Source organism: Mycolicibacterium thermoresistibile (genome assembly GCF_900187065.1).
Taxonomy (GTDB): Bacteria; Actinomycetota; Actinomycetes; order Mycobacteriales; family Mycobacteriaceae; genus Mycobacterium; species Mycobacterium thermoresistibile.
The window spans coordinates 4,715,000-4,736,272 of sequence record NZ_LT906483.1 but is presented as its reverse complement, the minus strand read 5'-3'; the positions used below and the strand labels follow the sequence as shown (position 1 = coordinate 4,736,272).

Annotated in this window: 23 protein-coding genes; 12 read left to right on the top strand and 11 right to left on the bottom strand. The window is 69.6% G+C overall.

All coding sequences use genetic code 11. The features are described 5' to 3' along the window. Positions 1 to 27 precede the first annotated feature (27 nt). Positions 28 to 1,293, top strand: coding sequence for an amidohydrolase family protein (locus tag CKW28_RS22540; protein WP_040546184.1), 1,266 nt, complete (start codon positions 28 to 30; stop codon positions 1,291 to 1,293). Positions 1,294 to 1,695: 402 nt separating this feature from the next. Then, positions 1,696 to 2,190: a hypothetical protein gene (locus CKW28_RS22535; protein WP_003924224.1), complete on the top strand. Its 495-nt coding sequence runs from the start codon at positions 1,696 to 1,698 to the stop codon at positions 2,188 to 2,190. Here the strand turns inward: CKW28_RS22535 and CKW28_RS22530 are convergent. Beyond that, positions 2,187 to 2,726, bottom strand: coding sequence for a YflT domain-containing protein (locus tag CKW28_RS22530; protein ID WP_003924225.1), 540 nt, complete (start codon positions 2,724 to 2,726; stop codon positions 2,187 to 2,189). The genes CKW28_RS22535 and CKW28_RS22530 overlap by 4 nt on opposite strands. A gap of 136 nt (positions 2,727 to 2,862) precedes the next feature. On the opposite strand from CKW28_RS22530, the gene otsB reads away from it, so the two are divergent. Further along, positions 2,863 to 3,681, top strand: a complete 819-nt coding sequence (otsB, locus tag CKW28_RS22525) for a trehalose-phosphatase (protein ID WP_003924226.1) — start codon at positions 2,863 to 2,865, stop codon at positions 3,679 to 3,681. Position 3,682: 1 nt separating this feature from the next. Here otsB and CKW28_RS22520 read toward each other — a convergent pair whose 3' ends face one another. Genes CKW28_RS22520 through CKW28_RS22510 form a run of 3 tightly spaced genes read right to left on the bottom strand, consistent with a single transcriptional unit; the run spans position 3,683 to position 5,214 of the window. Continuing rightward, a complete protein-coding gene (locus tag CKW28_RS22520) occupies positions 3,683 to 4,105 on the bottom strand; it encodes a group III truncated hemoglobin (protein ID WP_003924227.1) in 423 nt (140 codons plus the stop codon). Between the two features lie 18 nt (positions 4,106 to 4,123). Further along, entirely contained in the window at positions 4,124 to 4,558 is a 435-nt protein-coding gene (locus CKW28_RS22515) for a hypothetical protein (protein WP_003924228.1), read from the bottom strand. Further along, positions 4,555 to 5,214, bottom strand: a complete 660-nt coding sequence (locus CKW28_RS22510; RefSeq protein WP_003924229.1) for a helix-turn-helix transcriptional regulator — start codon at positions 5,212 to 5,214, stop codon at positions 4,555 to 4,557. The genes CKW28_RS22515 and CKW28_RS22510 overlap by 4 nt, the downstream gene beginning before the upstream one ends. Positions 5,215 to 5,324: 110 nt before the next feature. Here CKW28_RS22510 and CKW28_RS22505 point away from each other — a divergent pair, with 110 nt between their 5' ends. Both CKW28_RS22505 and CKW28_RS22500 read left to right on the top strand, forming a co-directional pair. Then, positions 5,325 to 6,245 carry an LLM class F420-dependent oxidoreductase gene (locus tag CKW28_RS22505; RefSeq protein ID WP_003924230.1) on the top strand — a complete coding sequence of 307 codons (921 nt, stop codon included), beginning with the start codon at positions 5,325 to 5,327 and terminating at the stop codon, positions 6,243 to 6,245. Positions 6,246 to 6,256: 11 nt separating this feature from the next. Further along, complete coding sequence (locus tag CKW28_RS22500) at positions 6,257 to 7,108, top strand: rhomboid family intramembrane serine protease (RefSeq protein WP_040546171.1); 852 nt, start codon at positions 6,257 to 6,259, stop codon at positions 7,106 to 7,108. A 39-nt stretch (positions 7,109 to 7,147) separates the two neighbouring features. Here CKW28_RS22500 and CKW28_RS22495 read toward each other — a convergent pair whose 3' ends face one another. Next, complete coding sequence (locus CKW28_RS22495) at positions 7,148 to 7,921, bottom strand: histidine phosphatase family protein (protein WP_050811888.1); 774 nt, start codon at positions 7,919 to 7,921, stop codon at positions 7,148 to 7,150. Further along, positions 7,881 to 8,276, bottom strand: coding sequence for a DUF6941 family protein (locus tag CKW28_RS22490; RefSeq protein ID WP_061252250.1), 396 nt, complete (start codon positions 8,274 to 8,276; stop codon positions 7,881 to 7,883). The genes CKW28_RS22495 and CKW28_RS22490 overlap by 41 nt, the downstream gene beginning before the upstream one ends. 86 nt (positions 8,277 to 8,362) lie before the next feature. On the opposite strand from CKW28_RS22490, the gene CKW28_RS22485 reads away from it, so the two are divergent. Next, complete coding sequence (locus tag CKW28_RS22485) at positions 8,363 to 9,346, top strand: NAD-dependent epimerase/dehydratase family protein (protein ID WP_003924234.1); 984 nt, start codon at positions 8,363 to 8,365, stop codon at positions 9,344 to 9,346. Positions 9,347 to 9,544: 198 nt separating this feature from the next. On the opposite strand, the gene CKW28_RS22480 is transcribed toward CKW28_RS22485, so the two are convergent. Continuing rightward, positions 9,545 to 10,465 carry a TIGR03619 family F420-dependent LLM class oxidoreductase gene (locus CKW28_RS22480; protein WP_003924235.1) on the bottom strand — a complete coding sequence of 307 codons (921 nt, stop codon included), beginning with the start codon at positions 10,463 to 10,465 and terminating at the stop codon, positions 9,545 to 9,547. Positions 10,466 to 10,627: 162 nt separating this feature from the next. On the opposite strand from CKW28_RS22480, the gene CKW28_RS22475 reads away from it, so the two are divergent. The 3 genes from CKW28_RS22475 (at position 10,628) to CKW28_RS22465 (ending at position 14,668) form a co-directional block, all read left to right on the top strand. Next, positions 10,628 to 11,467, top strand: coding sequence for an SDR family oxidoreductase (locus tag CKW28_RS22475; RefSeq protein WP_003924236.1), 840 nt, complete (start codon positions 10,628 to 10,630; stop codon positions 11,465 to 11,467). A gap of 82 nt (positions 11,468 to 11,549) precedes the next feature. Further along, positions 11,550 to 12,290 carry a beta-phosphoglucomutase family hydrolase gene (locus CKW28_RS22470; protein ID WP_003924237.1) on the top strand — a complete coding sequence of 247 codons (741 nt, stop codon included), beginning with the start codon at positions 11,550 to 11,552 and terminating at the stop codon, positions 12,288 to 12,290. Next, on the top strand, positions 12,287 to 14,668 hold the full coding sequence (locus tag CKW28_RS22465) for a glycoside hydrolase family 65 protein (protein WP_003924238.1): 2,382 nt from the start codon (positions 12,287 to 12,289) through the stop codon (positions 14,666 to 14,668). Before CKW28_RS22470 ends, CKW28_RS22465 begins: the two co-directional genes overlap by 4 nt. A 7-nt stretch (positions 14,669 to 14,675) precedes the next feature. Here CKW28_RS22465 and CKW28_RS22460 read toward each other — a convergent pair whose 3' ends face one another. Further along, entirely contained in the window at positions 14,676 to 14,906 is a 231-nt protein-coding gene (locus CKW28_RS22460; protein WP_435405798.1) for a hypothetical protein, read from the bottom strand. A gap of 185 nt (positions 14,907 to 15,091) precedes the next feature. Here CKW28_RS22460 and CKW28_RS22455 point away from each other — a divergent pair, with 185 nt between their 5' ends. From CKW28_RS22455 to CKW28_RS22445, 3 genes are all read left to right on the top strand, one after another. After that, the gene (locus CKW28_RS22455) at positions 15,092 to 16,012 is read left to right on the top strand and encodes an oxygenase MpaB family protein (protein WP_003924240.1); all 921 of its coding nucleotides are present in this window, start codon (positions 15,092 to 15,094) and stop codon (positions 16,010 to 16,012) included. 4 nt (positions 16,013 to 16,016) lie between these two features. After that, entirely contained in the window at positions 16,017 to 16,265 is a 249-nt protein-coding gene (locus CKW28_RS22450) for a hypothetical protein (protein ID WP_003924241.1), read from the top strand. Between the two features lie 102 nt (positions 16,266 to 16,367). Further along, positions 16,368 to 17,684, top strand: a complete 1,317-nt coding sequence (locus CKW28_RS22445; protein ID WP_003924242.1) for an MFS transporter — start codon at positions 16,368 to 16,370, stop codon at positions 17,682 to 17,684. A 1-nt stretch (position 17,685) separates the two neighbouring features. Here the strand turns inward: CKW28_RS22445 and CKW28_RS22440 are convergent, their stop codons facing one another. The 3 genes from CKW28_RS22440 to CKW28_RS22430 form a co-directional block, all read right to left on the bottom strand. After that, positions 17,686 to 18,150 carry a GreA/GreB family elongation factor gene (locus CKW28_RS22440; protein ID WP_003924243.1) on the bottom strand — a complete coding sequence of 155 codons (465 nt, stop codon included), beginning with the start codon at positions 18,148 to 18,150 and terminating at the stop codon, positions 17,686 to 17,688. A gap of 85 nt (positions 18,151 to 18,235) precedes the next feature. Further along, the gene (locus tag CKW28_RS22435) at positions 18,236 to 19,495 is read right to left on the bottom strand and encodes an NAD(P)/FAD-dependent oxidoreductase (protein WP_040546172.1); all 1,260 of its coding nucleotides are present in this window, start codon (positions 19,493 to 19,495) and stop codon (positions 18,236 to 18,238) included. A gap of 186 nt (positions 19,496 to 19,681) precedes the next feature. Next, a complete protein-coding gene (locus CKW28_RS22430) occupies positions 19,682 to 21,259 on the bottom strand; it encodes a PucR family transcriptional regulator (RefSeq protein ID WP_003924245.1) in 1,578 nt (525 codons plus the stop codon). Positions 21,260 to 21,273 lie beyond the last annotated feature (14 nt).

The following is a 21,273-nucleotide window of genomic DNA, read 5'->3' as shown; positions in this document are numbered from 1 at the left end:
CGGTACTACTGAGGTATGAGTCACGATCTGCGCCCCGAGGACCTGATTCTCGTCAGCATCGACGACCACGTCGTGGAACCGCCCGACATGTTCCTGCGCCACGTCCCGGCCAAGTACCGAGACGAGGCGCCGATCGTCGTCACCGACGAGAACGGTGTCGACCAGTGGATGTATCAGGGCCGGCCGCAGGGCGTCAGCGGGCTCAACGCGGTGGTGTCCTGGCCACCGGAGGAGTGGGGCCGCAACCCGGCCCGGTTCGCCGAGATGCGTCCCGGGGTCTACGACGTTCACGAACGGGTCCGCGACATGAACCGCAACGGGATCCTGGCGTCGATGTGCTTCCCGACCTTCACCGGGTTCTCCGCGCGGCACCTCAACATGCACCGCGAGCACGTCACGCTGATCATGGTGTCGGCCTACAACGACTGGCACATCGACGAATGGGCCGGTTCGTATCCGGGCCGGTTCATCCCGATCGCGATCCTGCCCACCTGGAATCCCGAGGCGATGTGCGCCGAGATCCGCCGGGTCGCCGCCAAGGGGTGCCGGGCGGTGACCATGCCCGAACTGCCGCACCTGGAGGGCCTTCCGAGCTACCACGACGAGGACTACTGGGGCCCGGTGTTCCGGACCCTGTCCGAGGAGAACGTGGTGATGTGCCTGCACATCGGAACCGGATTCGGGGCGATCAGCATGGCGCCGGACGCGCCGATCGACAACATGATCATCCTGGCCACCCAGGTGTCGGCGATGTGCGCCCAGGATCTGTTGTGGGGCCCGGCGATGCGCAACTATCCGGACCTGAAGTTCGCGTTCTCCGAGGGCGGCATCGGCTGGATCCCGTTCTACCTGGACCGCTGCGACCGGCACTACACCAACCAGAAGTGGTTGCGCCGCGACTTCGGCGACAAGCTGCCGTCGGACGTGTTCCGGGAGCATTCGCTGGCGTGCTACGTCACGGACAAGACGTCGCTGAAGCTGCGGCACGAGATCGGCATCGACATCATCGCCTGGGAGTGCGACTACCCGCACAGCGACTGCTTCTGGCCCGATGCTCCCGAGCAGGTGCATGCCGAACTGCGGGCGGCCGGCGCGGACGACTTCGACATCAACAAGATCACCTGGGAGAACTCCTGCCGGTTCTTCAGCTGGGACCCGTTCGAGCACACCCCGCGGGCCGAGGCCACCGTCGGCGCGTTGCGGGCCAAGGCGACCGACGTCGACACCACGATCCGGTCGCGGGCCGAATGGGCGCAGCTCTACGAGCAGAAGCAGCAGTTCGCCCAGGCGTAGCTCGGTGCGCGTGCGGTGCGCGCGGTGAGTGTGTCACCGCCGCGGTGAGCGTGCGCCGGCGGATGTCGGTGTGCGCCGGCGGCGGGATTTCGGCCGAAACACCGCGGTGCGTTCACCCTCGACGTGGCCTGTTCACGGTCGACGCGGCCTGTTCACGGTCGACGCCCGGATGGCACGGTCGACGCCCGGAACGCACACCCGCAGCCGATGTCCGGTCGTCACCGAGGGCGGGCGCCGGCGAGCATCCGGAATCAGCTGACCGCCGCGTCGAGAGCCCCGCAGTCGACCGCTGCCCCGTGATGACCTGCTGCCGATTCTGGGAAAATTGTCCCGACCAGGGATTGCCATTCGGACCGATGGGTATAGCTGCCGGCACACAATGGTGTGTAGGAGTGGTGTCACATGGGTGCCGTCCGGTGGTGTGCGGGTGTCCTCGGGGCCGCCGTTGTGTTCGGGTCGGTGCTCGGCCTGGCCGCACCGGTGTCGCTCTACGCCGTGGACCGGAGCGGGGAGCGGATCGCCTGCGGCAGCGTGCTGAAACCCGACTATGAGACCGCTGCCCGCGAGGACGCCGTCAACCAGCGACTGCACGAGACGCGCGGTTCGCTGTTCCAGCGGACCAGCTACACCGATGACTGTGCGGCGCTGATCGGCGGCCGCCGATCGGTGGGGCTGCCCGCCGCGGCGCTGGGCTCGGCGGCGGTGCTCGCGGCGCTGGCCGGTGGCCTGTACCGGCCGGTGCGGTCGTTGGTGCAGCAACTCCGTCGGCGCGGCTCGACCGCTCCCGCCCGGCGGATACCGGCGCGGCTGACCCCGCCGACGCCCGGGGACACCGAAGCCGGTCTGGTCGAGGAGGCCGTCGGCGCGATCAACCGACGCGCGATGCGGCCCGGCTAGCCCGCCGGGGCGGACCGTCCCGGCTGCACCGACTGCACGAAGCGGGCCGCCGCGTCGGCGTACTCGGTCGGCACATAGACGTCGTAGCGCTGTGCGACAAGGCTTTTGATGCTGGAGAAATCCCGTTCGCCGCCGGTGGACCAGTGCGCGACGAACCCGAACACCGCACCCCAGAACGCGCCGATCGCCGTCGCGATCAGCCACACCCACAGCCACATCGGGCCCACCGCGAAGATGCTCAGCAGCAGCCCGATCAGCAGCCCGAACCAGGCTCCGCTGCCCGCCCCGACCAGCGCGGCGCGGGCCTTGGTCATCCGGCCGGTGACGTGTTCGACGGTCCGCAGATCGTCACCGACGATGCGCAAGTACTGGACCGGGAACCCGCCGTCGGACATCCGGTCGACGAGGCGCTGCGCACCCGCGTAGTCGTCGAACGAGGCGACGCAGTGCTGGCCGGGCTGGGGCTGGCCGGACTGGGGGCTCTGGGCCCGGGTGTGGGTCGGACCCGGCGCCCCCGACCCCGATGGGTGTGTCATCTGACCTCCGACGTCTCACCTCCGACCTGGACCGCCCCAGTCCATCACAGTCGCCGGGGAGCGTGGGGCAGGATCGACAGCAGTTCTTCGCGCCGGCGGGACGATGGCGCCGGCAGGACGGGAGGCCAGAGGCGATATGCGAACCACCAAAGTGAGCGCGCTGCCGTCGGCGCTGGACGACGACACCGTCCGATCCCGGCTGGCGGGCCGCCGCCCGGCGGTCTTCCTCGACTACGACGGGGTGCTCACCCCGATCGTCGACCGGCCCGAGGAGGCCGTGCTGTCCGAGCCGATGCGGGCCACGGTGCGCGCGCTGGCCGAGCGGCACCCGGTGTGCATCATCACCGGCCGGGACCGCGCCGTGGTGCAACACCTGATGGGGGTCGACGATTTGGCCGTGGCCGGCAGCCACGGCTTCGACATCTGGACGCCGCAGCACGGATCGATCTCCAGCGACCGCATCGACGCCCACGCGGAGTTGATCGCCACGGTGACCGAGCGGCTGCGGGAGGCGGTCGGGACGCTGCCGGGGGTGCAGGTCGAACCCAAACGCGCCTCGGTCGCGGTGCACTATCGGCTGGCCGTCCGGGAGGACGCCCGGCGCGTCGGCGAAGCGGTGCAGCAGCTGCTCGAGCAGTTCGGTGACGAGCTGGCGCTCACCCCAGGCAAGATGGTCTACGAGCTGAAACCGAATATCGACTGGCACAAGGGAAAGGCGGTGCTGCACCTGATCGAGGTGCTCGGCCTCGACGGGGACGATGTGGTGCCGCTGTACCTCGGTGACGACATCACCGACGAGGACGCGTTCCGAGCGCTACAGGAACACGGCAACGGCATCGGCATCTTCGTCGGCCACCCCGACGATCCGGAGGTCGCCGACCGCGACACCGCCGCGCAGTTCCTGCTCCACTCCGTCGACGACGTGCAGCGGTTCCTCACCGAGCTGGCCCGGTGACTCAGGCCGCGCCACGCCCCAGGTAGGCGTCGAGCAGCGGGGAGTCGGTGCCGTTGAGGCGGCGGTGCATCGCCCAGGCGATCCGGCCGGCCTGCAGTTTGGCCCGGTCCGCCACCGGGCCGCGGAACATCTCGTCGACGGTGGCCTGCCACAGCGTCAGCCAGCGGGCGAACCGCTCGCCGGTCAACGAGTGCTCGGTGTGGATGTGGCGGTGCGCGGTGAGCGCACTCCCGCGGTACCGGCCCGCCCGGAACAGCACGGTCTCCCAGAAGTCGCACATCACCGGGATGTGCGCGTCGAGGCCGCGTGCGCGGAGATCGGTGAACGGCCCGTGGAGCACGTCGTCGTGCAGGGCCCGCCCGTAGAACCTGCGCAGCAACCGCTCGATATCGGCGCGGTCCCGCAGATCTGTGGAAACCTCCACGGCGACAAGTCCTTCCGATCAGGTCGCCAGCAGCAGCACACCGCCGGTCAACAGTGCCACCACCTTGACGACTTCGAATGCGACGTAGGCGTAGTGCGCCCGCGACCGGGTCTGGCCGGCGGCCTCCGGATCGGCCAGCACGGCGTCGGAGCGGCGGGTCAACCGCGGCCGCACCGCGAGCAGTTGGGCGGCCAACGCCACCGCGGCCACCAGCGCCGCGATGAACCCGCCCATCGGCCGGCCACCCACCAACAGCCCGACGATCGCGGCCACGGCGAGCACCACCTCGACGGAGTTCACGGCGCGGAACACCAACCGGCCGATGCCGAGACCGATCTGCAGCGTCACCCCGGGCGCGCGGAACTTCAACGGCGCCTCGATGAACGAGATCGCGATGACGATCCCGAGCCAGGCGAAGATGACGGCCACCGCGACGGCGACTCCGGCGTTCATGTCCGTGCTCCCTTCGAACTCAGCTGTGCCACACAGAGATCCGGCTGTGCGAACGGTGTGAGGTCGGTGACGTCGACGGGGGCGTCCCAGGCTGCCAACGCCCCCTGCATCAATCCGAGATGCAGGGGGCACACCACCTCGGCGTGGGTGTGGGCCAACTCCAGAAACGGGCAGTTGCGCAGGCCGATCCGGCCCTCGGATTCGCGGTCGGGTTCGAAGCCCACCTGGGTGAGCAGATCGAGCAGGCGCCGGACCGGCGGCTCCCCTCGGGCCGCCGGGGCGGTGTGAGCCAGCCGGGCTCCCCATTCGCGCCCCGTCGCCGCGGCCCGCTCCGGCGCGTCGGGTTCGGCGGCGACGGCCGTCACCAGCATCTCGGCGAGCAGCCGGTAATGGCGCGGGCCGGCCGGATCCATGCCGGGCACCGCCCGGTACCGCAGTGCGGGACGGCCCCGGCGCCGGGCCTCGGTGGGCGCCCGTTCGACCTGCCCCGTCGCCGACAACGCGTCAAGATGAAAGCGGACGGTGTTGGGGTGCACACCGATCCGGTCCGCGATCTGCGCGATGCTCAGCGGCGCGTCCGAGGACCGGAGCACGGCCAGCACCTCGGCGCGACGCCCGACGGTGGCCGTCGGCGCGGTCCGGTTGACGAGTGCCATACGCTGAGTTTACACAACATCTCCTTGTAACAAATAGGCCGGTTGCGCGCTGCCGTCGGTATTACGGCATGCTTTTCGGCAAGCTCGATCACCGCCGAGGAGGGCCCTGGATGCGGTTCGCGTTCACCTATCCGATGGACAGCCACCCCTACCACCCGGACCTGGCCACCGGAGCCGCCGTCGCCCGGGTCGCCGCGACCGCCGAGACGGCGGGCTTCTCCGGGTTCGGGTTCACCGACCACCCGGCGCCCACCCAGAAATGGCTGGACCACGGCGGCCACGACACCCTGGACCCGTTCGTGGCGATGGGCTTCGCCGCCGCGCACACCACCACCCTGCGGCTGATCCCGCACATCGTGGTGCTGCCGTACCGGAACCCGTTCGTGGTGGCCAAGGCGGGCGCATCGGTCGATCTGCTGTCCGGGGGCCGGTTCACCCTGGGCGTCGGCGTGGGTTATCTGAAACGCGAATTCGCCGCTCTCGGAGTGGATTTCGAGGAGCGCGCCGCGCTGTTCGAGGAGGCGCTCGAGGTGATCCGGGCGATCTGGACCACCGACAACGTCTCCTATACGGGACGGCATTTCACCGCCGACGGCATCACCGCCCATCCGCACCCGGTGACCAAGCCCCACCCGCCGATCTGGATCGGAGGCAACACCGGCGCCGCCCGGCAACGCGTCGCCGACCACGGCGCTGGCTGGTGTCCGTTCCCGGCGCCGGCGGTGCTGGCCCAGACCGCGCGCACCGCCGCCATGGATTCGGCCGAGGCGCTCGCCGCCGGCATCACCGATCTGCACCGCAGACTGGAGGCCACCGGCCGTGACCCCGCGGACGTCGACGTGGTGTTCAGCAACCTGACCGGAGGGACGCCCGGTCGCGCGGACTTCAACGCCGACGCCTACCTCGACGGGGTGGCCAAGCTCGGCGCCCTCGGCGTGACCTGGCTGCAGGTGCCGATCCCCGGCGACAGCCTGAACCACGCGCTCGAGGCGATCGAGGCGTTCGGGAGCGAGGTCATCGGCAAGCTCTAGGCTCAGGGGCGATGAGCATGCCCAGCACCCCGCACGTCCCGGCGGGCACCCCGACGTGTTACCGGCATCCGGACCGGACCACCTATGTCCGCTGCACCCGCTGCGGGCGTTACATCTGCCCGGAGTGCATGCGGGCCGCCGCGGTCGGCCATCAGTGCGTGGAGTGCGTCGCCGCGGCCGCCCGCACGGTGCGCCGGCCGACGACCCCGTTCGGCGGCCGGATCAGCACCGGCCCGCCGGTGCTCACCTACACGCTGATCGCGGTGAACGTGCTGATGTACGTGCTGCAGCGGGCGTCGACGGGGTTCACCGAGGCGTTCGTGCTGTGGGCGCCGGCGGTCGCCGCGGGGGAGTACTACCGGCTGGTGACGTCGGCGTTCCTGCACTTCGGGCTGATGCACCTGTTGTTCAACATGTTCGCGCTGTACGTCATCGGCGGGCCGCTCGAGGCGGCGCTCGGCCGGTTGCGGTTCGGGCTGCTCTACGCGCTCAGCGCGCTGGGTGGGTCGGTGCTGGTGTACCTGCTCGCGATGAATCCCACCGCCGGCGCGTCCGGAGCGGTGTTCGGCCTGTTCGCCGCCACCTACGTGGTGGCCAAACGGCTCAACCTCGATGTCCGGTTCGTCACCGGGCTCATCGTGGTGAACCTGGTCATCACCTTCGTGGTGCCCGGCATCAGCTGGCAGGGCCACCTGGGCGGGTTGCTCACCGGTGCGTTGGTGGCCGCGGCGTTCGCCTACCCGCCCCCCGCGCGCCGCAACGCGGTGCAGGCGGCCACGGTCGTCACGTTGGTGCTGCTGTTCGCGGTGCTGATCTGGGTGCGCACCGACGTGCTGCTGGCGACCTGGATGACGCACTTCTAGGGACCTGCGTCTTCGTGAGGCCCGGTCTCAGGCCCGGTCTCAGGGCCGGTGTCGGACGGGGATGCCGTCCCAGTCGACGAGCGTCCAGCCCTGCCCGGGACTGCCGGTGAGCACCACCCGGCCGGTGTTGCGCAACGGCCGCTGCAGCAGCAGGTCCGGGTCCGGATTGTCGACGTTCATCATCACCCACACCATGATCGACGCGGCGTGGGCGAACGCCACCGGGTTGACCGCGCCGTCGGCGTGGATCTGCTGCACGGCCTCGTCGAAGCGGGCGTCGAACTCGTTGCCGTCGATCGACCCGGGGATGCGCGCGCTGCGGTCGCCGCGCAGCCACCGGGCCGGCGCGGTGAAATAGCCACCCGAGTAGTCGCCGGCACTGGCTTCGGGTTGGCCTTCGAAGACGCCGGCCTCGATCTCCCGCAGCCCCGGCAGCACCACGACCGGTTCGCCGGTCAGGTTCGCCAACGGCTCCGCGGTCTGCTGGGTGCGGATCATCGTCGAGGCGTAGAGGCCGTCGTGGCCGCCCCCGGCCAGCTCGGCCGCCACCACCTGCGCCTGCACCCAGCCCAGCGGGCTGAGCGGGGGACCGGGGGTGGAACTGTCGATGACCCCGGACGCGTTGCCCATCGATTCGGCGTGCCGGACCAGGGTCAGCGTCATCACCGCCGGACCAGCCGCTCGCGCCGTCGGAACCGAACCCGGGATGCCCGCCGGTGCCGCCAGGGCGCAGGCCAGCAGCAGCACCGCGAGGATCCGGCCCAGCCGGAAATCAGTCGTTGGTGACGGTGAACCCGGCCAGCCAGTCCTCATGCATCTCCCCGTTGATGGTGACCCGCCACTGATAACGTTCGCCGACCTTGAGGTTCAGCGTCGGGATCGTCGCGATGAACGGGATGGTGACCGGTGTGCCCGCCGGATGCACCGGATGGCGTCTGGCCTTGATGGTGTTCTCTTCGGTCTGGGCGACCTGATTGCCGTCGCTGTCGATCAGCTCCGCCCGGATCGGGAACTCCTTCCCGATCTCGGACCACTCCACCTCGACGAAGACGATCAGCACGTGCTGGGGGGTGGGGGTGGGACTGGTCGTCCAGCCCAGCCCCAGCGCGTGCACGGTGCCGGCCTTGTCGAGGTGCCCGGCCTGGGCCAGCAACACGATGGCTCTCATCGAGCGCTGATCCTACTGCCGGGCGGCGGACCGCATTTTCACCGAAACGACCGGCACCGTCGCGCAGGTCATGTGACAGTGCTTGCGTGGCGAAGAAGAAGCTGGTCATCGGCGCAAGCGGATTCCTCGGGTCTCATGTCACCCGCCAGCTGGTGCGCGAAGGCCACGACGTCCGGGTGATGGTGCGCACCACCAGCATGACCCGCGGCATCGACGACCTCGACGTGGAACGCTGTCACGGCGACGTGTTCGACGACGCCGCCCTGCGCGCCGCGATGACCGGCGTCGACGACGTGTACTACTGCGTCGTCGACGCCCGGATGTGGTTGCGCGATCCGGCCCCGTTGTTCCGCACCAACGTCGAGGGGCTGCGCCATGTGCTCGACGCCGCCGTCGAAGCCGACCTGAACCGGTTCCTGTTCACCAGTACCACAGGCACGATGGCGATCAACCCGTATCGGCCGGTCACCGAGGACGACCCGCACAACTGGACCGAGGGCGGGGCGTACATCGAGGCGCGGGTCGCCGCCGAACAGCTGGTGCTGCGGTATGCCCGGGAGCGCGGTCTGCCCGCGGTGGCGTTGTGCATCTCCACCACCTACGGTCCGGGCGACTGGCAGCCGACCCCGCACGGCCGGCTGCTGGCGATGGTCGCCACCGGCCGGTTCCCGTTCTATCTGGGCTGGTCCGCGGAGGTGGTGGGCATCGAGGACGCCGCCCGGGCCATGCTGCTGGCCGCCGAGCAGGGCCGGGTGGGGGAGCGGTACATCATCTCCGACCGCTATCTGCACACCCGCGAGGTGCACGCCATCGCCGCCGAGGCGGTCGGGCGGCGGGCACCGTGGTTCGGGCTGCCGCTGCCGGTGCTGAGCGTGGCCGCCCGCGGGAACGATCTGGCGGCCCGGCTGCTGCGCCGCGATCTGATGTTCGCCCATGTCGGACTCAAGATGGCCGAGCTGATGTCACCGCTCGACCACAGCAAGGCCGAACGGGAACTGGGTTTCAAACCCGAACCGGTGGAGGATTCCATCGCCAAGGCGGCCCGGTTCTTCCTCGAGCAGCACCGGTAGCAGGACCGGGGCGCATCGGTGATGCGCCGCCCGCGATGACTGTGGCCTGAGCGCGGTGGTCGTGCGGTGGCTGGGTCGATGGTGCGGTGGTGGTGTCGATGGTGAGACGGCTGCGGGAAATCGCCTCGTATCGCACCGTGGATGCACGGTCGGCTCAGCTCATGCACGCCCACCGCAACGAATGCACGCCCGGCACCGTCACGGCACGTTCGGCGCGATCTCCTCCATGACCCACTGGCTGTAGTCGAGGTACTCCTCCACACCGCGCACCGGCGGGATCGGCACCGACGTGTAGGTGACCCCGTGTTCGTGCAGGGCACCGATCCGGTCGATGAGTTCGGCGGCGCTCATCCCCGGCCAGGCGCCGCGATCGCCGGTGGGTACATGCCCTTCGCCGACGCGGTTGGTGCCGAGCCCGTGCATCACGTCGAACGGGCGGCCGTCGTATTCCGGCTGCGACGTGATGATGTCCACCCGCGCGGCGATGTCCTCCGGTTTGGTCAGGAAGGTGAACCACCCGGACGCGAACCGGGCCGCCCGCCGCAACGCGGCGTCGGAGTCACCACCGATCCAGATCGGCGGATGCGGCTGCTGGATCGGCTTGGGTTCGAACACCACGTCCTCGAACGACACGAACTGCCCGGCGAAGCTCGGCTCGTCCTGCGTCCACAGCTCGATGATCGCGGCCAGATACTCGTCGGCGATCCGGCCGCGCTTGCGGAACGGCACGCCGAGCAACTCGAATTCGCGTTGCAGCCAACCCACACCGAAGGTCACCATCATCCGGCCGCCGCTGAGCCAGTCCGCGGTCGCCAGCGCCTTGGCGGTCACCAGCGGATGCTGCAGCGGCAGGATCGTCACACACGAGTTCAGCGTGATGCGTTCGGTGGCGCCGGCGAAGTAGGCCTGTGCGATCGTCGAGTGCAGCCAGTGCCCGCCGGACAGGTCGACGTGTTCGCGCGGCATGACGATGTGCTCGGGAACCGCGATCATGTCGAAGCCCAACTCCTCGGCGCGCCGGGCCATCCGGGTTTGATCCGCGCCGGTCACCGCCATCTCCCAGGGCTGCATCATCGCGTCGAGTTCCATCATGTGCGGCAGCGCGAACGTGAACTTCATGGCCCTCCTCCGGCGGCGATGCGAGATCGGCACCAGTATCACCGACCGGCGCCGCGGGCGCGGGCTGAATCGGGAACGCGCCCGTCAGGTTTGTTCCCGCGGTGGCCGGTTAACCAGCACGGATCGACCGAAGAAATGGGACCGACGAAGAAAGGACCACCGATGGGGTTCCCGGAGCAACAGCAGCAGGTGCCCGGCCGACAGTCAGCGATGGATCCGGTCCCGGACTGCGGTGAGTCCAGTTACCGCGGATCGGGCAAACTCACCGGCAAACGCGCGGTGATCACCGGCGGGGACAGCGGGATCGGCCGGGCGGTGGCGATCGCCTACGCCCGCGAGGGAGCCGATGTGCTGGTCTCCTACCTGAACGAGGACGACGACGCCGCCGAGGTGGCGCAACTTGTCACCGATGCGGGACGCAGATGTGTGCTGGTTCCCGGCGACCTGTCCGACCCGGCCCACTGCCGCAGTGTGATCGACCGTGCGGTCAGCGAATTCGACGGCCTGGACGTCCTGGTGGTCAACCACGCCCATCAGATGACCCACCCGACGCTGGAGGAGATCAGCGACGAGGAATGGGACTACACCTTCCGGCTGAACATCGGCGCCTACTTCCACCTGGTGAAAGCGGCGCTGCCGCACCTGAAGCCGGGTGCCTCGATCATCGGGAGCTCGTCGGTGAACTCCGACATGCCCTCGCCCACCCTGGCGCCGTACGCCGCGACCAAGGCGGCGATCGCGAACTTCTCGGCCAGCCTGGCCCAGATGTTGGGGGACAAGGGAATCCGTGTCAACAGTGTCGCACCGGGCCCGATCTGGACGCCGCTGATCCCGTCGACCATGCCGCCGGAGAAGGTGGCGCGGTTCGGCGACGACACCCCGCTGGGCCGCGCCGGTCAGCCCGCCGAACTGGCCGGCGCGTACGTGCTGCTGGCCGCCGACGAGGGCAGCTACATCTCCGGCGCCAGGATCGCGGTCACCGGCGGGCGGCCCATCCTGTAGCCCCTCCTGTCGCCCTGCCGGGTGACCGACCGGGTATGAAGGGGTCAGGTCCGACCGATGTCCGAGAGTCCGAGGTGAATTCGTGCTGGGGCTGCCCGACCACATCCGCGCCTGTCTGTTCGACCTCGACGGGGTGCTCACCGACACCGCCGGCGTCCACCGCAAGGCGTGGAAGGCGATGTTCGACGAGTATCTGCGCGACCGTGCGGCGCGCACCGGCGCCGAGTTCGTCCCGTTCGACATCGACGCCGACTACCACCACTACGTGGACGGCAAGAAGCGGGAGGACGGAGTGCGGTCGTTTCTGGCCAGCCGGTCCATCAAGCTGCCCGACGGCCACTACGACGACGACCCGGCGACCGAGACCGTGCACGGCCTCGGCAACCGCAAGAACGTCGTGTTCCACCAGATCCTCGAGGCCGAGGGGGTGGAGGTCTTCGAAGGTTCGCGCCGCTACCTCGCCGCGGTGGTGGACGCCGGTCTGGGGGTGGCGGTGGTGACGTCCAGCGCGAACGGCCGACAGATACTCGAGGTCACCGGGTTGGATCGCTTCGTGCAGTACCGTGTCGACGGAGTGACCATGCGCGAGGAACAGCTACCCGGTAAACCGGCGCCCGACTCGTTTCTGCGGGCCGCCGAACTGTTGCAGGTGCCGCCGCAACACGGCGCGGTGTTCGAGGATGCGCTGTCCGGGGTGGCCGCCGGCCGGGCCGGGGGCTTCGGCCTGGTCGTCGGAGTGGACCGGGTGGGGCAGGCGGAAGCGTTGCGCCGCAACGGCGCCGACATCGTCGTCACCGATCTGGCCGAGTTGTTGACGCCGTGAGCCCGGCCGAGGACATCATCCCAGTCGAGCCCTGGCGGGTCCGCGAGACCCGGCTGGATTTCGAACTGCTCGACGAAACCGAATCGCTGTTCGCCCTGTCCAACGGCCACATCGGGATGCGGGGCAACCTCGACGAGGGCGAGCCGCACGGGCTGCCCGGCACCTACCTCAACGCGTTCTTCGAATTCCGTCCGCTGCCCTACGCCGAGGCCGGCTACGGTTACCCGGAGTCCGGTCAGTCCCTGATCAACGTCACCAACGGCAAGATCATGCGGCTGCTGGTCGACGACGAACCGTTCGACCTGCGCTACGGCGAACTGATCTCGCATGAGCGGATCCTGGATCTGCGGGCCGGCACCCTGAGCCGCGACGCCCGGTGGTGCTCGCCGGCCGGGAAGCAGGTCCGGGTGCGGTCCACCCGGGTGGTCTCGCTGGCGCACCGGGCCGTCGCCGCGATCGAGTACATCGTGGAGCCGGTCGACGAGTACGCGCTGATCACGGTGCAGTCCGAGCTGGTCGCCAACGAGGACATCCCGCATCCGGAATGGGACCCGCGGGTGGCCGCGGCGTTGGAGAGCCCACTGGAGCCGGTCTGCCATGAGACCACCGACTCGGGGGCCGTGCTCATCCACCGCACCCGCGCCAGCGAACTGATGATGGTCGCCGAGATGGCCCATCAGGTCGAGGTGCCGGGCCGCATGGAGATGCACACCGAGGCGGCCGACGACCTGGCCCGCACCACGGTGATCTGCGGGCTGCGCGCCGGCCAGCGACTGCGGATCGTCAAGTGGCTGGCCTACGGCTGGTCGAGTCTGCGGTCTCGTCCGGCGCTGCGCGATCAGGCGGCCGGCGCGATCGCCATCGCCCGCTACACCGGCTGGCAGGGGCTGCTGGACGCCCAGCGCGCCTACCTCGACGATTTCTGGGACTGCGCCGACGTCGAGGTGGAGGGCGATCCGGACTGCCAGCAGGCGGTGCGCTTCGGGTTGTTCCACGTGCTGCAGGCCAGCGCCCGCGCCGAACGCCGCGCGATCCCGGCCAAGGGCCTCACCGGCACCGGTTACGACGGGCACGCGTTCTGGGACACCGAAGGTCATGTGCTGCCGTTGCTGACCTACACCGCCCCGTACGCCGCCGCCGATGCGCTGCGCTGGCGGGCGTCCACCCTCGACATGGCCCGGGAACGCGCCGCCGAACTCGACCTGCAGGGTGCGGCGTTCCCGTGGCGCACGATCGCCGGTCAGGAATGCTCGGCGTACTGGCCGGCCGGGACCGCAGGCTGGCATGTCAACGCCGACATCGCGATGGCCTTCGAGCGCTACCGGATCGTCACCGGCGACGAGTCGCTGGAAGCCGAGTGCGGATTGGCGGTGCTGGTCGAGACGGCGCGGCTGTGGCAGTCGCTGGGTCACCACGACCGGCACGGGGTGTGGCATCTGGACGGGGTCACCGGCCCCGACGAGTACACCGCGGTGGTGCGCGACAACGTGTTCACCAACCTGATGGCCGCGGCCAATCTGCGGGCCGCGGTGGCGGCCTGCAACCGACACCCCGACCTGGCCCGCGAACTGGGCGTCACCGACGAGGAGACCGAAGCCTGGCTGGCGGCCGCCGACGCGGTGCACATCCCCTACGACGAGGAACTCGGGGTGCACCAGCAGTGCGAGGGGTTCACCACCCTGCGCGAATGGGATTTCACCACCAACACGAGGTATCCGCTGCTCAAGTACGAACCATACGTGCGGTTGTACCCGTCGCAGGTGATCAAACAGGCCGACCTGGTGCTGGCGATGCACTGGCAGAGCCACGCCTTCACCCCCGAGCAGAAGGCCCGCAACGTCGACTATTACGAGCGGCGCACCACCCGCGACTCCTCGCTGTCGGCGTTCACCCAGGCGGTGATGTGCGCGGAGGTCGGGCATCTGGAGTTGGCCCACGACTACACCTACGAGGCCGCGCTGGTCGATCTGCGCGATCTGCACCACAACACCCGCGACGGGCTGCACATGGCCTCACTGGCCGGCGCCTGGACCGCGCTGGTCGAGGGCTTCGGCGGGCTGCGCGACGACGACGGTGTCCTGCAGCTCGACCCGGCGCTGCCGTCGGGCATCACCCGGTTGCGGTTCCGGTTGCGGTGGCGGGGATTCCGGGTCAAGGTCGACATCACCCACGAGCAGATCACCTACACGTTGCGGGACGGACCGTACGGGGAGTTGACCATCCGGCACGCCGGGGAGCCGTTGAAGCTGCGGACCACCGAACCGACGGTGGTGCCGATGCGGCCGCGTAAGGCGTTGCTGCCGCCCCCGCCCCAGCCGCCCGGACGGGAACCGATCCGCCGGCGGATGCTCACGACCGGAGCGCACCGCACCGCCTGAGACCGGTTCAGGTCATGCAGACGTCGGAGAACAGCAGCACCGGCCAGGACACGATCGAACCCAGGAACGAGACCACCAGATCGGCACCCTGCATGCCCTGCAGATGTTCGGTGTGGGTACTCGACCAGACCATCCCGATGATCAGATACGGCGCCCCGACGATGATGCCGAGCCCGATCAGTTCCGCGATGGTCAGTTGATAGCTCAGCAACTGACGCAGCTTGGTCAGCAATGACATCGCCTGCCTTCGGATCGGATCGCACGTAATGTTAATGCCGATTCGCCTCCCGCTGGCTGTTTTGAACCCGATCCAAGCCCGGTACCACGACACTTTGACGAGCCTATGTGCCCAGCGGTTCGGGCCTTGCGGGGGTGTTTGAGGTGTGAGACGCTGCGAACACCCGGCAGTGAACGGAAGTCGACATGTCGCTGTTCGATCCCCACCGAGCGTCCGATCCCCACCCGGCGTCCGGATCCGGCCTGACCGTCACCGACACCCGGATCCACATCACCCGGCGCACCGCACGGTGGAGTGACGCGCCGGTCACCGTCGCCGACGCGATGGACTTCTGGGCGTTCGCCGCCGGCGCCGCCAACGTCATCATGCAGCTGTCCCGACCGGAGGTGGCCTACGGCGTGATGGAGAGCAGGGTCGACTCCGGCAACCTGATGAAACATCCGTGGAAACGGGCCCGCACCACGTTCCAGTATCTGGCGGTCGCGGTGTTCGGCTCGGAATCCGACCGGGCGATGTTCCGGGCGGCGGTCGACGGGGTGCACCGCCACGTCGTGTCGGATCGTCGAAGCCCGGTGCGTTACAACGCTTTCGACCGCGAGTTGCAGATGTGGGTGGCGGCCTGCCTGTTCGTCGGGCTGGAGGACAGCTATCGGCTGCTGCGCGGGGAGATGACTCCCGGGCAGGCCGAGGAGTTCTACCGGTCGGCCCGGCCCCTCGGCACCACCCTGCAGGTGGCCGAGTCGCAGTGGCCGCCCACCCGCGCCGCTTTCGACGAGTACTGGAACAACGCCTGTGCGCGGGTCGTGGTGGACGACCGGGCCCGGGCATACCTGTCCGATCTGCTCGATCTGACGATGATCACGCCCGTGCTGGGCCGGCCCTTCCGGCCGTTGCTGAGGTTCCTGACCGTGGGGTTTCTGGCGCCGGTGTTCCGGGATGCGCTGGGGGTGCGGTGGTCCGACCGCCGGCAACGCCGCTTCGAGCAGTTGTTCCTCCTGGTGGCGTTCGTCAACCGGTTCCTGCCGCCGTTCGTGCGGCAGGGCGGCAGCCACGTGTTGCTCGCCGACGTGCGCCGGCGGGCCCGTCGGGGAAAGCGGGTGATCTGACGAGATGACGTTGCTGCGCCGGGTGCTGAACCACCGGGTGAGCGTCGAGGCGGTCCTGGAGGCCGCGCTGTGGGCGCTGTTGCCGTACGTCGTCGTCGGTCTGGTGTGGGCGTTCTTCCACCCGGAACTCGTCGGACACCTCGAGGCGCAGCTGCACCGGCTGTTCCCGGCCGGCTCGGAGATCCTCGCCATGGGCGTGGTAGCCGGATTGTGGCCGATCCTGATGGCGGCGCCGAACGTCTGCATGTACTGAAGCGGATCAGGGCCCGACGGTGACCGATGGCCACCCCGGGATGGGAGAAGAACGTTTCCGCCAATGCGTAACGGCGTTACCGCTCATGTAAAACTTGGACCCGTGTCCGAGAACCCCAGCATCGTCAGCGCACCGCCGGCACCCGATGCGGTGGTGATCCGCAAGGCCGTCACCGGCGCCTCCATCGGAAACGCCGTCGAGTGGTTCGACTTCGCCATCTACGGATTCCTCGCCACCTACATCGCGGCGAACTTCTTTCCGGCCGGGGACGACACCGCGGCGCTGCTGAACACGTTCGCGATCTTCGCGGCGGCGTTCGTGGTACGCCCCCTCGGTGGTTTCTTCTTCGGCCCGTTGGGCGACCGGATCGGCCGGCAGCGGGTGTTGGCCCTGGTGATCCTGCTGATGTCCGGGGCCACCCTCACCATGGGCCTGCTGCCCACCTACGAATCGATCGGTGTGCTGGCGCCCCTGCTGCTGTTGCTGCTGCGCTGCCTGCAGGGCTTCTCCGCCGGTGGAGAGTACGGCGGCGGCGCGGTGTACCTCGCGGAGTTCGCCCCGGACCGGCGCCGCGGCCTGATCGTGACCTTCATGGCCTGGTCGGGTGTGCTGGGCTTCCTGCTTGGCTCCGTCACGGTCACCGCGCTGCAGGTGGCGCTGCCGGATCAGGTGATGACCGACGTCGGGTGGCGCATCCCGTTCCTGCTGGCCGGTCCGCTCGGCCTGATCGGCCTGTACATCCGGCTGCGGCTCGACGACACCCCGGCGTTCACCGCGCTGAGCGAGCAGGAGGAGGTCGCCCAGTCGCCGCTGCGGGAGGCGGTGCAGACGGCGTGGCGGTCGATCCTGCAGGTGATCGGCCTGATGATCATCTTCAACGTGGCGTACTACGTGGTGTTCGCCTACATGCCGACCTACCTCATCAAAGAACTAGGCCTCAGCAGCTCCGACGCGTTCATCTCCAGCACGATCGCCTGCGTGGTGGCGCTGGTGCTTATCCTGCCGCTGGCCGCGCTGTCGGACCGGATCGGCCGCAAGCCGCTGCTGGTCGGCGGTGCGATCGCGTTCGCGGTGCTGGCGTATCCGCTGTTCCTGCTGCTGAACTCGGGTTCGACGGCGGCGGCCATGATCGCGCACGCCGGGCTGGCCGCCATCGAGTCGGTGGTGATCTCGGTGGCGGTGGTGACCGCGGTGGAACAGTTCACCACCCGGGTGCGCTACAGCGGCATGTCGGTGGGCTACAACGTCTGCGTCGCGCTGTTCGGCGGCACCACCCCGTACGTGATGACCTGGTTGATCGACACCACCGCCAACCCGCTGGCACCGGCCTGCGCCGTGACACTGGCGGCGGTGGTGTCGCTGGGGGTGGTCATGACCCTGCGGGAGACGGCGGCCCGGCCGTTGGCCGGGACGCCGTGAATCAGCCCGCCGGGGTCGGGTGGTGCGAGCCGTAAGGCACCGCCGACACCAGCGTCACCTTCACGGTCGCCCCGCTGGGCACCTGATAGGTCCGGGTCTCGCCGGTCCGGGCACCCGCGATCGCCGAACCCAGCGGCGAGTCCAGCGAGTACACCTCGAGGTCGTCGGCCTCCTCGGCGCCGCGCACGCCGAGCAGGAACGTCTCGGTGTCGTCCGGGTCATCGTCGTAGCTGACCGTCACGACCATGCCCGGCTCGGCCACACCGTCGTCCGGCGGCGCCTCCCCGACCACCGCGTTGCCCAGGATCTCGTGGATCTCGTGGATCCGCTCCAGCCGGGCGCGTTGCACGTCGAGGGTGTTCTCGTCGTCATCGATGGCGGTGTTCACCAGCTCCTGCAGGGTGTGCAACTCCTGCTGCAACCGCTCGTAGCCCTCCTGGGTGAGCCAAATGCGTTGAGTTGTCATCTGCTGCTTCCTTTTCCGGTCGGCTGGTAGCGTCCGTCCCATCGACGTCGGTTACCAGCGATTGGTGAGAGTCTCGGCCCGGCGCTCAGCGCAACGGGTCGAATTCGTCCAGGACGTCGGGCTGTTTACCCGTGGTGATCTGTTCGGCGAGTAATCGCCCGGTGACGGGGCCGTGGGTCAACCCCCACATCCCGTGGCCGGCTGCGACGTACACGTCCTCGGCCACCGCGCCGATCAACGGACGCCCGTCCGGGGTGACCGGTCGGGGCCCCACCCAACTCGGTCCGCGTTCGTCCCAGCGCACCCCGTCGAGCAACGGACGGGCGGCGGCGACGATCGCGTCGACCCGCTTCGATATCAACGGGGCGTCCGGATCCCGAAATTCCATCGTTCCGGCCACCCGCAGACCGGCCGCGCACGGCGTGCAGGCCACCCGGACCTCCGGCAGATACACCGGCGCCGGCACCGGCCGGTCCACCGGGACGGTGAACGAGTAGCCGCGACCGGCCTGCACCGGCACCCTCACCCAGCGCTGGGCCAGCTGATGCAGCCAGGCGCCGGTGGCGATCACCACGGCCCCGGCCGACAGCTCCTGACCGCCGGCGGAGTGCACGGTGACCCCACCCGGTCCGCTGTCGACGCCGGTGATGTCCATCCGGTGGATGGTCGCGCCACGGTCGACCACCGAATCGGCCAACGCCTGCACGAACCGGGCCGGGTCGACATAACGCTGGCCGTGGATCTCGAGGCCGACGGTGATCTCGGCGGAGGCCAACGGCACCCGCTCGCGCAGGTCGGCTCCGCTGAGCTCGGTGACCTCGACATCGCGACCGGTCTCCGCCACCCGCCGCAGTTCGTCCCGCAGACGGCCGGCCTCGCGCGGGTCCCGGAACACCGCGGTGATCGGCGCATCGGTCACCGGGGCGTCGACCCCGTTGGCGGTGAGCACGTCGTAGGCCTCGATGGCCTCGTCGTTGAGCGGCTTGTTGGCCAGCAGCGCCCGCGTCCACGAGGATCGGCGGCAGTTCGCGGCGAACCTGGTCAGAAACGCCCACTGGCGCAGGTCCCGGGTCAGTGGTAGATGCAGTGGCGCCGTCGGGCTCAGCAGGTTGCGCAAACCGTAGCGCAGCACGCCGGGTTCGTTGAGGGGGATCGCCAGGCCGGGGGAGATCCAGCCGGCGTTACCCCAGGACGCGCCCGCCGCCACCCCGGTGCGGTCCACGACGCACACGTCCACACCGCGTTCCTGGAGGAACCAGGCGGTCGAGAGCCCGACGATGCCGGCCCCGATCACGATGGCCGACCGTGGCCCGCCATCGACTCGCTCAGCGAACCGCTGGGACATCGAACCTCCCCCCATCTGCGCGTGTGGACGACTCATGGCTGTCGGAAACCCATACGAGCCCCGTACGGGCCGCCGGCCGGTGGTAGCCGGGCCGAAACCGGTGTCGACAGGGCTCAATTCAATAATGGCCCTGTGGCACCCGTCACCCCTTGGTGAAATCGCACAAGCGAGATGCCGCTATTTGTGCTATCCCGATAATATCGGTGGGCCCTCGATCGCGGCCAACTCGATCATCATCGCCAACCGCTTGTCTGGGTCCTGCAAATCGAGTTGGGTCACAGCGGTCATCTTCCGCAACCGGTAACGCACCGTGTTCTCGTGCACCCCGAGTACCGCGCCGGCCGCCGCCGGATCGCCCTGGGCGGCCAACCAACTGCGCAGGGTCGCGACGTACTGGGTGGCGTGCCGCAGATCATGCTCGTGCAGCGCGGCGATCGGTCCGCGGGACGGTATCCGGCCGGCGCGGGCCGCGGTGCGCAATCGCTGCAGCAGCACGTCATGCCAGGACTCGTCGTACACCACCGCGGCGAGGGCGTCACTGTCGGAGTCGGGGCTGCCGGTGTCGGGCCGGGCGTCGTGCAGGGCGTCGTGCAGGGCCAGGCATTCGTCGGCCTCCCGGCGGGCGTCCGGCAACTCGGTGTGATCGGCGATCCCGCTGATACCCGCCGACACCGTCACCTCCGAGGGCAGGGCCGCCTGCAACCCCTCCACCCAGCGCCGCGCGGTCGCCGCGTGATCGGCGGGCAGCACGGTGTAGACCGTGTCACCCGCCAACGCGCTGCGCCCCGCCCGGGACCAGCCGAAACCGGTGGTGGCGTGCTCGAACGCCAGCAGCAGCGGTCCCTGCCGATCGACGCCCGACCGGGCGCGCACCGCGATGATCCGCAACGCTTCCTGGGGCAGCCCCAGCCGAGCGGCCGCCCCCGCGGCGTCGGAGGTGCCTTCCAACAGACGCAGCACCAGGTCGGATTCCACCTGCCGTTCCAGATCGGCGCTCGCGCGTGAGCGCAGCAGATGCAGGGCGACGGTGCGGGCACCGTCGGCCAGCGCCCGCCGCCGGCCGTCGTCCAGCGGTTCGGGCGTCACCACCCACACCGAACCCAGCAGCTCCCGCCCCGCGCGGACCGCGATGACCGTCCGCCCGGTCAGATCGTGTCCGGGCCGGGCCGCGATGAACAGCGGGTCGTCACCGGCGGCCAGATGCTCGGACACCCCCAGCTGCTCGAACAGCCGGCGCAGGGGCTCCGGCGCCTGCCGGGCCAGGATCGTCTGCGCGCGCGCCGGGTCGGCGTGCTGCTGGCGCTGGGAGTACGCCAGCACCCGGGACATGCGGTCCTCGATGGTCACCGGCCCGCCCACCGCGTCGGCGAGGTTGTCGGCCAGGGCGAACAGATCCGTCGGGCCCCGACCGGATTCGGTCTCCCGGCCCTCCAGGACCAGCCCGTACACCACCGCGGCCAGCTCGCTCCACGACACCTCCGGCTCCACCGTGAGCACCGCGACCGCCCCGTCGGAGCAGGATCGCGACGCGTCGGGTCCGGCCCGGGTCAGGACGACGACGGCCTGGGCGGTCTCGGCCCACCGCACCGCCTCGGCCACCGACTCCGCCCCGACGGCCAGCAACACGTCGCCGGTGACCCTCAGACCGCCGGCGTTCTCGTGCAGGGCGACGCTGCGGACCTCGGTCGATCGGGGCACCGGACAGAACTGCAGCCGGACCCCGTAACTGCCGAGGACGTTGACCAGGCGGTCCAGGGTGACCACGACCGGCTCCGGCG